Annotated in this window: 10 protein-coding genes; 3 read left to right on the top strand and 7 right to left on the bottom strand. The window is 50.8% G+C overall.

From position 1 onward, the window contains the following. Positions 1–112: 112 nt before the first annotated feature. The 3 genes from NDK19_RS13195 to NDK19_RS13185 all read right to left on the bottom strand — a co-directional run bounded on the left by NDK19_RS13195 (position 113) and on the right by NDK19_RS13185 (position 2,984). Positions 113–1,579, bottom strand: a complete 1,467-nt coding sequence (locus tag NDK19_RS13195; protein ID WP_250632364.1) for a Gfo/Idh/MocA family protein — start codon at positions 1,577–1,579, stop codon at positions 113–115. 88 nt (positions 1,580–1,667) lie between these two features. Beyond that, on the bottom strand, positions 1,668–2,432 hold the full coding sequence (locus tag NDK19_RS13190; RefSeq protein WP_317207173.1) for a creatininase family protein: 765 nt from the start codon (positions 2,430–2,432) through the stop codon (positions 1,668–1,670). Between the two features lie 129 nt (positions 2,433–2,561). Next, positions 2,562–2,984: a c-type cytochrome gene (locus NDK19_RS13185; protein ID WP_250632363.1), complete on the bottom strand. Its 423-nt coding sequence runs from the start codon at positions 2,982–2,984 to the stop codon at positions 2,562–2,564. Positions 2,985–3,208: 224 nt separating this feature from the next. Between NDK19_RS13185 and NDK19_RS13180 the strand changes: the two genes are divergently transcribed. After that, positions 3,209–3,541, top strand: coding sequence for an ArsR/SmtB family transcription factor (locus NDK19_RS13180; protein WP_250632362.1), 333 nt, complete (start codon positions 3,209–3,211; stop codon positions 3,539–3,541). Positions 3,542–3,609: 68 nt separating this feature from the next. Next, entirely contained in the window at positions 3,610–4,074 is a 465-nt protein-coding gene (locus tag NDK19_RS13175) for a DUF6428 family protein (protein ID WP_250632361.1), read from the top strand. 109 nt (positions 4,075–4,183) lie between these two features. On the opposite strand, the gene NDK19_RS13170 is transcribed toward NDK19_RS13175, so the two are convergent. Beyond that, positions 4,184–9,505 carry a T9SS type B sorting domain-containing protein gene (locus NDK19_RS13170; protein WP_250632360.1) on the bottom strand — a complete coding sequence of 1,774 codons (5,322 nt, stop codon included), beginning with the start codon at positions 9,503–9,505 and terminating at the stop codon, positions 4,184–4,186. A 245-nt stretch (positions 9,506–9,750) separates the two neighbouring features. Here NDK19_RS13170 and NDK19_RS13165 point away from each other — a divergent pair, with 245 nt between their 5' ends. Beyond that, on the top strand, positions 9,751–10,335 hold the full coding sequence (locus tag NDK19_RS13165) for a YceI family protein (protein ID WP_250632359.1): 585 nt from the start codon (positions 9,751–9,753) through the stop codon (positions 10,333–10,335). A 9-nt stretch (positions 10,336–10,344) separates the two neighbouring features. Here NDK19_RS13165 and NDK19_RS13160 read toward each other — a convergent pair whose 3' ends face one another. From NDK19_RS13160 to NDK19_RS13150, 3 genes are all read right to left on the bottom strand, one after another. Further along, positions 10,345–10,800, bottom strand: a complete 456-nt coding sequence (locus tag NDK19_RS13160; protein ID WP_250632358.1) for a hypothetical protein — start codon at positions 10,798–10,800, stop codon at positions 10,345–10,347. Positions 10,801–10,873: 73 nt separating this feature from the next. After that, complete coding sequence (locus NDK19_RS13155) at positions 10,874–12,100, bottom strand: class I SAM-dependent rRNA methyltransferase (protein WP_250632357.1); 1,227 nt, start codon at positions 12,098–12,100, stop codon at positions 10,874–10,876. A gap of 62 nt (positions 12,101–12,162) precedes the next feature. Next, the gene (locus NDK19_RS13150; RefSeq protein WP_250632356.1) at positions 12,163–13,350 is read right to left on the bottom strand and encodes a glycosyltransferase family 87 protein; all 1,188 of its coding nucleotides are present in this window, start codon (positions 13,348–13,350) and stop codon (positions 12,163–12,165) included. Positions 13,351–13,482: the final 132 nt, after the last annotated feature.

Here is a 13,482-nt window from a genome sequence, read left to right as displayed (position 1 = left end):
ATATCTTTTTTACCGCTAAGAACGCAAAGGTTATCGCCGAGGGCACAAAGAATATTTACTCTGCGGACGTTGCGATAAAGACCTTTGCGCTCATTGCGACTTAGCTTTTTGCTTATCCTTTGATTTCCCAACCGCTGCGGTACTCGCGCCCTACAAACTGATTGGCAGGCTCATAGTTGGTGATGCGCATATTCGCTCCATCCCAAAGCAGCTTTTTCTTGCCTGTGTAAACGGTAGTTTCTCTGCCGTCTGTTCCTTTTACCATTTCCTTGATGTTCAGGCTGCGCAGCGCCAAGTTACCCATCAGAACGGTTTCGGTCAGCGGGCCTGCATAGTCAAAGTTGGAGCTTGCCAGTTTATTGGCAGCTTCGAGGTTTCCTGCTTTACATGCCGCTACCCAACTGGTTTGGTGGTTGCCTTGTACGCGCGGAATGGTAGGTTCGGGCTGTTTGAAGTAGTTCATGGCAGAGGTTGGCAGCAAGGTTGGGTTGCGTGCATAGGTGCCGCACATAATTTTGCCCCGAGTGCCTTCAAAAATCACACCGCCGCCCCAGTCGCCCATTTGTTCGTTGTCTTTGAGTTCTGCGGGGCGCTGTGGCATCAGTCCGCCGTCGTACCAGTGCAGGCTGACAGGCGGCATTCCTTCTCTGGCCGGAAACTCCAAGTGAATGATAGAAGAAGGGGGGCAACTTTCGGGAAATTCGCCCATTTTAAAATCATCTATAAAAACGCTGCTCACACTGGCTTCTACGCTCGTAGGATAGCCGAGTTTGAGTGCCATAAATACGGGGTCAATGATGTGGCAAGCCATATCGCCGAGCGCACCCGTGCCGAAATCCCACCAGCCGCGCCATTTGAAGGGCAGATATTCGGGGCTGTAAGGGCGCATTGCTGCGGGGCCGAGCCACAAGTCCCAGTCCAAAGTGGCAGGAATCTTTTCGCCGCCTTTGGGGACGGGTTTGCCCTGTGGCCAGATGGGACGGTTTGTCCATGCCTGTACGGTGCGTACTTCGCCAATTACGCCGCCCTGAATCCACTCGGCAATTTTGCGGATGTCTTCGCTGGAATTGCCCTGATTGCCCATCTGCGTGGCTACTTTGTAGCGGCGTGCAGCTTCGGTCAGCATCCGTGCCTCGCGGATGTTGTGTGTCAGAGGTTTTTCCACATATACGTGTTTGCCCATTTGCATGGCTGCCATCGCAATAACGGCGTGCGTGTGGTCGGGTGTGCCAATCATCACCGCATCAATGTCTTTCTGGGCTTCCAGCATTTTGCGGAAATCGCGGTAGCGTTTCGCATTGGGGTATTCTTTGTAGGTATTGGCTGCGCGCGCATCATCCACATCGCAAAGGGCAACAATGTTTTCCGTGCCGTTGTTGTAAGCTCCTTTGAGGATGTCATAGCCGCGGCCGCCTACGCCTACACCTGCAATGTTGAGTTTGTCGCTTGGGGGGATATAGCCCACACCGCCCAGTACATGGCGTGGCACAATGGTAAACAGCGCCAAAGAAGCTCCCGCTCCTTTAATAAAATCGCGCCGAGAGAATGATTGGGATGAGTCGCTAGGTTTGTCTTTCATTTTCTCACAGTTTTAATGGTGATTGAAGGAAAGTTACAGAATTTCCGACAAACCTTATTTGTTGCAACAATAATCCGACGGAGCGTGGCTACTCATACAAGCCCTCATTGGGCAAGGAGGCCAACTCTACCCAAAACTCGGCGATGTTTTGCGCACAGGCCGCCAAGTAAGGTTCTGCCAAGTCGGAGGAAGAGCCTTGCGGGTTGCCTACGCCTGTATCGGCACTGATTTGTGTCCATGCACGTTGTGCCACTGCCCAACCTTCGCGTAGGGCTTTGGGGATAAACTTGCGCTCGCTGCCGTTGCCCGCTTTGCTCAACGGCAGTACCAAATGCGGGGCAATGTGCATCATGGCAGAGGTCTCCATTTGTCCGGCATGGTCGCCCGGTTCGGGGAAATATTTGTGCCAGTCGGCGGCGCGGTACCAGTTGAGCGCACAAACAAACAGTTCGGGAAACAGTGCCGACAGCTCGCGAATCATTTGCTTAAAATCGTTGCCGCCGTGCCCGTTCATAATCACCAACTTGGGAATACCTGCACGCCATATTACGTCGGCAATGTCTTTCAGTACCGCCAGTTGGGTGCTGGGGTTCATGTTCATGCACAGCGGAATATCCAACTGCCCTGTATTGACACCAAAGGGAACGGCAGGCAGCACTATTACGTGTGCGCCTTGTTGCCATGCAATTCGGGCGGCCTCGGCGGCAACGTACTCCACCTGATAGGTGTCCGTTCCGTAGGGTAAATGAAAATTGTGAGCCTCGGTAGCTCCCCAAGGCAATACGGCTACCTGAAAGCGCGCATCGCGCACGGCTTTCCAGTTGGTTTCGGCAAGAATATATGGACGAATCACGGCAACGGTCGGTTAAGGAATAAGACTTTCCCAAAAATGAAAAAACTTTGACAAAGTTTGAAACTTCGCCAAAGTTAAAGTTGCGGTTATTGACAGCCGCCAACCGAATGTTTGTGAGTGGCAGCCGTACTATTGTTTTTTGCTGCGCTCGGGCTTCACTTGTATTGCCGTAACCATTTTAGGCTGTTTGTTGCCCCAAGAGTTTTGTACATAGTTCAGTACATCGGCAATTTCTTGGTCGGTCAGGTGGTTTTGGCCGGGCATTTCGTTGTTGTATTTTACACCATTAACGGTCATTTCGCCTTTAGCCCCGTAGATGATTTGACGAATGGCGCGGCGTTGGTCTTTCATCAGGTAGTCCGACTTGGCAAGCGGCGGAATAGCACCGGGAATGCCTTCGCCTTGTGCCATGTGGCAGTTGGCGCAGTTGGTTGCATAAACAGTTTCGCCGCGTTTCATGCTCTGCTTCATCGCATCATCTTGCAACAGGGTAAATGAAAACAGGCTCAAACCGATAGCGGAAAAGGCAGCAGAAAGGAGTAATTTTTTCATGGGGAATCGTGTGTTTGCTCGCTAAATTAGTACAAAAAGCTAACCAAAAGTTATAGCAAGCCAATTTGTAACAGGTGCGCGTATTTTCCTAAGTTCTTTGCAGCTTTTTCGCCCGTAAAATCGCACCAAAGCCCTTTATGGACAACTTTTGCAAAAAAGCAGGTGAAAGTTTGGGTTATTCCGATATTTATCGTAATATTGCAATATTACAATGAAAAAGACTTATGGGAGCAACCAAAACCGAACAGTTTACCGACCGCCAAAACAAAACGGCCTCTTTGCTCAAAGCATTGGCACATCCTGCGCGGGTAGCGATTGTGGAGCACCTGCTCAATGCCCAAGCCTGTATTTGCGGCGATTTGGTCAATGTTATACCGCTTGCGCAGCCAACCATTTCGCAACACCTGAAAGAACTGAAAAATGCAGGCATTATTCAGGGTACGGTGGAAGGAACTTCGGTCTGTTATTGCTTACGGGAAGAAAGCATCCGCGAACTGTCCGATTTTTTGCTGCAAATCGTGGACAAACTCAATGCGCAAAAATCAATTTGTTGTTAATGCGCAAAAGCAACTGATTTTTAACACTTTATGTCAATTTTTATACAAGCTAAAACCCACCAATTACCATGAAACTTTCAGCTATCAAAAATATTTTGCCCGGTTTGCAAAATGTATCGTTCCGATTGGAAAACGGGGCTTACGTTCCCGAACACTTCCACGTAACAGAAGTAGGCATGATTACCAAGCATTTTATTGATTGCGGCGGCACCATCCGCACCGAAAAGAAAGTCGGCTTCCAGCTTTGGGATGCCAATGACTACGAACACCGTCTTAAACCGCAAAAGCTGCTGAATATCATCCGCCTTTCGGAAGAAAAGTTGGGGCTGGAAGATGCGGAAATAGAGGTGGAATATCAGGGCGAAACCATCGGCAAGTTCCATTTAGACTTTGACGGGCAGGATTTTGTGCTGCTTTCTACCACCACCACTTGTTTGGCACAAGACCAATGCGGCGTTCCGCAACAGAAACCGAAAATCAGGCTTTCCGAACTGAGGGCGAATGGTTGCGCGCCCGGCAGCGGTTGCTGCTAAATCATAGCAAGTGCACTGCGCCCGTAGTGGGTTTGCAAACGTATTAATCAAAACTAAAAGCAAATCCCGAAGGAAAGTAACTGCCTTCGGGATTTGCCATATCAAACGGTTACTCCCTTATCACCTGCAACCAACCCTTAAATTCTTCTACTGTTGTTTGCCCGTTGGCGGTAGGGCGGAAGGCACGCAGCAGGTAGTAATATGTCCCCGAAGGATAGCCGCCGCCGTCCCAATTTTGTTGGTAATTCTTTTGGCTGTAAATCAACTGATGGTAGCGGTTGTAGATGAACAGTTCGTTTTCCTTGTAGGGTTCTAAGTTCGGGATGACGAACGTTTCGTTTCTGCCGTCGCCGTTGGGCGTGATAACATTCGGAACGGTAATCGGATGGCGGAACTCCAAGCAAATATCATTGCTCCACGAACGACGACTGCCGCCTGCTTCGCGTGCCAGAATGCGGAAGCAATGCGTAAAGCCTTCCTTACCGCTGAAATCGTTGAATTGCAGCGTGTTGCCGTTGACAGTAGTTATTAAACGGAAGTCGGTTTCGTTGTCCAACTTGCGCCAGATTTCGTACTGACCGACGCGCCAGCCGCCGTAGCTGTTCCAGTTCAGGCTGATGCCGTTGCTTGACTGTTCTGCGGTGCCGCGCAGCAAAATACTGTTGTGCGCTGCTGTCGGGTTGAGGTTGCAGCCCCAGCTTACGGCCTGTCTTTCCAATCGGTACTCATAGGCGGTTTCGTCGGTAGAGAGGTTCGGGTCGGTAAACAGCGAGTCGGTCGGGCGAACAGTGCCTGCCGCCGTCCACTGCGTTTGCCCCAACGGACGGCGCGAAACGGTAAAGGTTTGCGGCAGATTCACTGCATTGCGGATGCGGAATTGTACTTCTATGTTGCGCTCGTTTGCCTGTTGTACGCTCACATTGCGCATTTCCAACTGCGGATTGTCGTAGTAGATGTTGAAAACCAAAGGCTGCCCTGTACATCCGCCTGCGCTGCGCTCCGTTACCGAAAGTCGTTTCGGAAAAACCAGCGTATCCCATGTAACGATAATTTGCTGCTGATTGTCAGTGATTTGTGTAATCGTTCCGCCGCTGATTTGCCAAGTGAAGGTGCTGCCTGCTAAACCGCTGACGACATAGCGCAGCCCTTGCGTGCGAGTAGGGCAAAATACCGAATCGGCTGTCGCAATGCGTGTAACGGGAATCGGTAAGAGGCGCACGGGCAGCGTGATAAATTCACCTTCGCAGCCATCGCCCGAAATTTCGCGGACGCGCACCTGTGGCTGTGCACCTGTGGCGTTGATTCTTCCCCAATTGACGTTGATGCTGCTGCCGTTTCGGTTGCCTGCAATGGTACCACCCGTAACTTCCCACTCATAGCGAGAGCCGAAGAAGCCGGGAAGCGTATAGGTAGCGGCGCTATTTTCGCAAACCTGCGCAAGCCCTTGTATCTGTAAATTAGGATTGGGCACAGGATTGATGAGTACGCGCAGGGTGTCGGAAATACCTGTGCAGGTGCTGAGGGCAGTGGTTTGCCTTTCGTTCACAACCACCCATTGTGCGCCCGTACCTGTCCAATTGACCGTAATTGTGTTGCTGCCTTGCCCCGAAACAATCGTGCCGCCGGCCGAAGTCTGCCATGTAAATACCGCGCCTGCATTTGGGCGCACCTGATAGCGGATGTTTTGTGCACGGTTCACGCAAAGCGTATCGCGGCTGCCCAAGGTGCTGATTTTACCTGTTTGCAGTTGCTGCGTGAGCCGCACGCGGAGTGTATCGCCGCCGCTGTTGCACACGGTCGGGTCGGCATAACCTACAACTACACTTGCCGCAGGGTTCAGCGCACCCCAATTGACGGTAATTTCGCGCGTGCCTTGTCCGCTTTGAATCGTTCCTCCCGTAATCGTCCATGCGTACAGCACGCCCGCCTGTGCCGAATCCAAGCGGTAGCGCACCTGATTAGAACCCGGGCAAAGCAGTGTTTCACCGCTGATTTTCAGTTTGGGGAAACGCGGCTCTACCGTAATGCGCACGGTATCGTTTGCCGAACAGTTATTGGCAGTAATTGTCAGAACGTATGTCAGCGTTTGCCGCGTTTGTACGTTGAGGCGGAAAACAGGGTTGGCAACGTTCGTTGCGCTAAGGTTGGCAGCAGGCGACCAGCGGTAGGTGTAACCTTGCACAGGGGCAGCACCCAAGCGCAGCGTATCGCCCGAACATACGCGCAAGTTGGTAGCAAGGGCAGTATTAAGCGGCGGCAAAAGGGTTACTTGTACGGTATCTGTGCTGAAACAGCCCGCTGCATTGCTCACACGCAGCACATAGTTGCGGCGAATCGGCGTATTGCCCGGGTTGTCGCCCCTGACGGTCGGATTGGCAACAGTGGCGTTGGAAAGCCCTTCGGCGGGTGTCCACTGGTAGCGCAAACCTGCCACGGGAGCAGCGCCCAAGGTTACGGTCTGACCCGCACAAACCAATTGGTCTTGTCCCGCATTGGCTGTGGGGCGGCGGAAAATAATGGCTTCGGTCGTGTCTTGTGCGCTGCAAGCCCCGTTGCTGATAGTCAGCACATAGAGAATGCGCACCGAATCGGCGGTGGTATTTTGCCCAATCAGCCGCACGCGTGAGAGCGTTGTACTGCTCAACCCCGTTGCCGGCGACCAGCGGTAGGTAAAGCCCCGCACACTGTCCAAACCTATCACAGTCGTATCTCCATGACACAGGCGAATGGTTCTTCTGCCCGAAGGCGGCAGTTCGCCGGGTAAAATGCGCACATTGACCGTATCGGTTGAAGTACAACCCGCCGCATTACGCACGGTGAGTACGTAGGTACGTGTAATGGGTGTTGTGCCGCTGTTGGTCAATCGCAAGGTCGGATTGGCAATTGTTACATTGGAAAGCCCGTCCAGCGGTGCCCATCGGTAGGTCAGGCCGCTTTGCGGTGTGCTGCCCAACTGCACGGGGCGATTGGAACAGGCGACAGTATCGCGGCCTGCATTGGCTGTGGGTCTGCGATACACAATCACCGTTACCGTATCGCGGTAGCTGCAACCTTGGAAAGTAACGGTTTGCACATATAGTGTGCGCAGCGAATCGGCGGTTACATTGTCAATTTGCACAAAAGGACGCGCTACCGTTGCATCGCTCAGCCCCGTGGCAGGACTCCAACTGTACGTTACCCCCGCAACGCTTGACTCCGTTCCGATTTGGGCGCGTTCTCCCGCACACAGGCGAACGGGTGGCTGCGGCGTAGCAGGTCGTTGCAGCGGATTGGGGCGAATGGTGATGTTGATGGTGTCGGCTTTGCTGCAATTGGTTTGCGGGTCGATAGCCGTGAGGATGTAGCGCACCGTCCGCGGTGTCGTTCCCGTGTTTTCGGGTGTTAAAGTGGGGTTAGAAATTTTATCGTTGCTCAAACCTGTGGCCGGTGTCCATTGGTAGCTGATACCCTGTTGCGGTGCAAAACCTAAGGACACGGGGATATTGGCGCAGACAGTCTGGTCTTGTCCCAAATCGTTTTGCACAAGGCGCTGCCTTACTTCTATGGTATCTCGTCCTACGCATTGTCCAAAGTTGGTAACAGTCAGGATATAACGCCCGGGCTGAGTTACGGTAATGCTGGGCGTAGTTGCGCCCGTGCTCCACTGATAGGTCAGTTGCGCCGCCGAAGGGTTGCTTACGATACCTCCGCCGTTGAGCAACAGGGGTGTATTGTTGCAAATGGTCGTATCTCTGCCTAAATCGGGGCGGGGTTGTTCTATCACCTGTACTTCCTTCACAATATCGGTGAACCCGCAGGCTGTGCCCGTAGTTGCCCTCATGCGCACATTGTAAATGCCACCGCGCGGGTAGGTATAGCGCACGGTTTGGCCGCGCTGTACAGGCGAACCATCGCCAAAGTCCCATTCAAAATTGGTAATGCCTGTTCCTGTTCCCGTAAAAGTGAGTTGCGTGCCACCGCAGGCCGGCAAACCTGCCACATTGAAATTAACTTCCTGATTTTCAAAGGTTGCCGCTGCCGCATATGCATAGGCATCGGGGCCATTGTAGCCATAAATAAATGCACCAAAACCGCTGCCTAAGGCTTCTAAGGTATAACTCGGAATGGTCATACCTGTGCTTACTTCTATCACTGCGTAAGAGAAAGAAGGGTCGGCGGCCAATGGCTGAAAAGTAAACGGCGCAACGCTACCTGTCGGGCTGGTGATGCGAAAGTTACGGAATGCGTTGGTGCGCATCACTACGTTGATGAAGTGCCGCTCATTCTGCGGGTTGGGGTTCGTATTTCCGCCAAACATGCGGGCAGGAGTTACCGTAACGCGGGTAGTGGCCTGATTCAGCGGCGTAAGCATCAGCAGCGAGGGGTCGCCTGCCTGCGGCTGCGAACCGTTGCAGGCTTGGCTGAAGGTAATTTGCGCAACGGAAATGGGTTTATCGGCTTCTATCAGTACGCCCCGCGAAATGTCTATGCCGTCTGCCGTACCGGTTCTGCCGGTGAAAATTTGCCCGCGGTTGAGCGTAACGGTTTGCGGTGCGGCACCGTTGTTCAGTGTGACCCGAGTGTTGTCTTGCGAAGCCATCACCCGATAGATATAGCCTCTGTTGCGGATGTTTTGGTTGTTGGTATAAGGCGTAAGCGCATAGCGCGTTCCCCAAGTACTGACAGGGTATTGTTGTTCCCAAAGGTGTTGCAATGAGGTGGCCAAGCAGCCCGGCGTAGAAATAACAGTGGCTGTTACACCTGCAAAAACCGCAAACGGCTTGCAGGAAGAAGTGCCGGGAACGGCGCGAATAATCGTTCCGCTCAAATCGGGGCGCGGTAGAAGCGGCGGCACGTTCGCACCGAGTATCTGATAGCTTTGGCCTGCATTCAGGGTAATTTGGAAAGGCACATTAGCAGGTCTGCCGCCCAGCGTAGGGGCAGAGGGGATAACTTCCAGCATTGTATTATCCTGCGTAGCGGCAATCACGATATTGCTGTTGCCGTTGGCCGATTCGGGCGCAATGGTCGTTACGATATATTCGCTGCTGCTGCCCAATGCCTGCACGGGCAATACAATGGTAGACTCCGTCCGTGCATTGCTTTGGTAAGTGGCAAAAACGCTGATGTCGGCCGTTGCCGTTACCTGAATACCTGTATTGCGAAGCCCTTCACCACTGGGTATAACCGCAGGATTGGTCAAATTGACTTGCGTAGTAACGCCGGGTACGATGCTAACCGTATTGGTGTAGTTAATCCCCGGTATGCGGATAGTGGCCTGTGCATTGGTTTCCGCCGTCAATGCAATTTGGTACTGGATGTTTCCGTTGGGAATCATCTGCATAAAACTGAACCAAAATTCGCGGCCTTTGGTACTGATGGTAGAAACCTGCGAATAGGCAGCAAAAACGGACAGCAAACAAACGGCAAAAGAGAGTAAAATTTTCCGCATAGGTTATTGGGCTAAGGCTTGCAATTCGGATTTGGCAAATATGCACATTTATGCTTGACTTTGACAAGCAAACGGCAGGAAGGTTTAACGCAATACACACTTTGACAAGGTCAAAGCGCAAAAATTTGCGTGGTTTATTTGTGTACTGCCAGATTATCACATGCCTTTGTGCAAATAGGGCAGAAGAATTATAGCAGTTTAGTAATGCTTAACATAATATAAATTATTGCGCAAAACATTTTGCCATGGGGGAAGTTTCTATGCTGTTTCCTGCCGATAAAAAGCCCCCCTTGCACATGATGTACAAATTCATTTTCCAACTTTTGGCAGTTTGGCTAATAACCCTGCAAGCCCTTGCGCAGTCTGATATGATAAAAGCGAAAACCGATATCCGTTTCACTATCAAAAATGCGGGATTGAACGTAGAAGGAACTTTTGGTGAAGCCAAAACCACTATCCGTTTTGATGAGCAAAACCCTGAGTTTGCAGCATTTGCGGCAGTGGTAACTGTTGGCAGTATCAATACAGGCATTCGTGCCCGCGACCGCCATTTGCTCAAAGAAGACTACTTTCATGCAGCGCAATACCCTGATATTCAGATGAAATCGCGCAAAATCAGCCGCAAAGACAGCCAACATTGGGAGGGCGAATTTGACCTGACCATCAGAGGCATTACCAAAACCTTGACTATTCCGTTTACTTACCGCAAAACTGCCGAAGGCACACTATTTTCAGCGCAATTCAGCCTCAACCGACTTGATTTTCAGGTGGGTACGAGCAATTGGCTCATGGGCGATGAGGTAAAGGTGCGCGTTCGCATTGAACACTAAAACGCGATTTTATTCCAGCAAAGAACCGGATGAAGCGATGCGGGTACTTTTGCCGCCGTTGCTGCATGGTATGCAAATGCCGAAATCGGCATCTTTTTCAAACTGCGGGATGCTGCCTTGCAATTCTTGCACGCAATCAGACGTAAAACAGGCCGTTGTTCCTTTGGCATACAGTATTTCGCCTTCCCGTTCAACGGCAAAAACGGATTTGTAGTCTTTATGAGAAAAGACCAACATATAATGACCGTTTTCTAAGGCTACCAGATGCACATCACTAAACAACCTGTCTGTGATACCCATTTTTTGCAGATTTGCGTGATAGTTTTTAAGCAGTTGTGCTTTGTCTGCCGTTAAAACGGCCTTACTGCCTTCTAATTTGCCAATAACGGTTGTGCTTTTTTGCGCATAAGCAACCGGTACCGATATCATCAGTGCCATGAGAGCAAATAACAGATTCTGTTTCATTTTTTTGACGGATTAAATGTGCCATGGTAAATATACTCAATCCGTTTGGCATTGGCTGCAAAGTGAGCGAATATTATTCCACCCAAAGCAATAATCCTTTCAAATATTCGCCTTCGGGGTGATAAATATTGACAGGATGGTCGGCAGGTTGTTCCAAATGCTGTAAAATTCTTACTTCCCTGCCTGCATCGGCAGCCGCACCAAAGACGATCTTCTGGAAAAGCACCTTGTCTATATTCTGCGAACAGGAGAAAGTAAAGAGCAAACTTTGCGGTTTTATTTTTTTGAAAGCCAAGTAGTTAAGGTCTTTGTAGCCGCGGGAAGCATTAGGTACGGCACGGGCGTTTTTGGCAAAGGCAGGCGGGTCTAATACGATGATATCAAAATCTTCATTCATTTGCCGCAGGTAGTCAAAACAATCGGCAGCAACGGCTTTGTGCGCTGCCTGTTCCCCAAAGTTGAGGCGGGCGTTTTCTTCGCTTAAAGCAACGGCCTCTTTGGAAATATCTACCGATACAACCTCACTTGCACCCCCTGCAAGCGCATAAACGCTGAATCCGCCCGTGTAGGCAAAGGTGTTGAGCACGCGCTTGCCTTGCGAAAAGTTGCGCAACAGTTGGCGGTTTTCGCGCTGGTCTATGAAAAAGCCGGTCTTCTGCCCCTTTTCAGGATTGACGAAAAATTTAACATTATGCTCCCTTACTTCAATTGGCAGCGCGGGGCGCGGCTGACCAAGCCAGCGGTTTTCCTGCGGCAGTCCCTCCAAGTGGTGGGTGCTGCTCTTGCCTTTCAGAAAAACATGGCGAAAACCTTGTTTGCGCAGCGCCTGTTCCAAAACGGGCAACAGGTTTTCCGTCCCCTTAATCAGGATTTGCAACACAACCGTATCGCCGTAAACATCGGCAATGACACCGGGCATAAAATCGCCCTCGGCGTGCAGCAGTCGGTAGCAGTCGGTAGTTGCGCTGTCAATCAGGCGGCGGCGCAAAGCCAGTGCACGGCTGATTTTACCTTCCCAGAAGGCAGCATCAAACTGCATCGCAGGGTTGAGCTCATAGCCCGCCCATTTACCCGTGGCATTCATGCCTGCCGCAAAAGCAAACAATCGGCAAACAATCTGACTTTCAGGCGAAAAGAAACCCCATGCAAGCGTTTGCCCTTCGGCAGTGCGCACTTCCACAATGTCGCCGTTGGCAGCTTTGGGGAGTTTTTTTACCGCACCCGAAAAAATCCACGGATGGCGCAACAGTACGGCGCGTTCTTTTTTGGGTTGCAGTTGCAGAATGGGATAGGTTTGCATGATTGGGACTGACAGATAAATTAACTTGCGAAAAACGGATGGTTTAGAATTGCAAATCTACATCAGCTATCCCCAATCCGAAATCGGAAATCCGAAATACGGAATCTCATTTCCCATTGCAGGGCTATCCAGAGGAAAATACAGGGTGCGGCTTTCAGCACATACGGGATGACGACCTCATCGCGTAGGCTGCGCGGGAACAGGTCGGTGGGAGACAACGACGTAAGCACAAAGACGGCAACCATCAGTGCCGTAATTACAAGCGGTGCTTTTTCCTGCCTGAAATACCACATGGCAAGTCCCGCAACGGGGATAATGAATGTCGGCGACTCGGCCTTATGGTTGAAAATAACAACCCAGCAAAGCAGCGAAGCAAAAAACGCCAGCCTGAACGGCAACTCTTTGTAGGCACGGATACGCAGCAGCGGCAGTAACAATATCGCCAAACCTGCCAGCACCACTGTGTTTTTAGGCGGCTCCCAATGAAACCAGCTTGCCAGCCAACCCATTACCGACAATCCGTAAGAAATGCTGTGGTCGTTTTTGAGCAACTCCCACCAACTTTTGTAAAGGCTCAGCAAATATTCCCAACCCGTAAAAGGCAATGGCAACAGCAGCAGCACAATCCCCCAGAAAAGACTGTACAAAATAATTTTCCATTTCTGTGGATAGAATATGCAAATGGCAAACAATGCTACACCAAAAATTTTGATAAAACCCGTCAGTAGGATGGCAAGCGTAGCCCATGCATACTGCCGCTTTTCCAACCAGATAAATGCCCAAATAAACAAGCCTGCAATGAGTGCATTGCTTTGCGAGTTTTGCAGCGAAGTAAGCATTTCAATGACCGCAAACAGCAATACGCTTTTTTGTGCGCCTTCCGAAAGGAAATCGGCGCGACGAATCCCCCAATAAATCGCCATTGCATTGGCCAGATTCCACAGCGAAAGCCCTATCACATCGGGGAAGGGCGCAAAAACACCGAACAGCAGCGCGAAAGTCGGGCTGTATTTGTAGAGGTCAAAATGGTCGTTGGGATGGAATACGTACAAATCTTTGCCTTCCAGCAAATGAAAAAAGGAATATTTGAAAATGACATAGTTGTTGTAATGCGTATAAATGCCGTTTTCAACCGGATTTTCGCCGAGCAGTATGGCTTGTACTGCCGCAAAAACAGCCAGCAGCGCATATAGCCATCCAACGGCTGCAAGAGAAATGCGGGAAAGGGAAAAGTATTGCCGTAATTCCATTCACAAGAAATTTTTCCGCAAAAAAACTTCTAAAATCACAGCAATTGCTGCAATTCAGGTATCAAAATAAAAAAACCCGCCTCAAAAAGGCGGGCATTTTCCCTATTGGCTATATGAATAGCATACACTATG

It is taken from the genome of Rhodoflexus caldus (genome assembly GCF_021206925.1).
Taxonomy (GTDB): domain Bacteria; phylum Bacteroidota; class Bacteroidia; order Cytophagales; family Thermoflexibacteraceae; genus Rhodoflexus; species Rhodoflexus caldus.
Note: the sequence above shows the minus strand (reverse complement) of the source record. Positions and strands in the feature narration are given on the sequence as shown.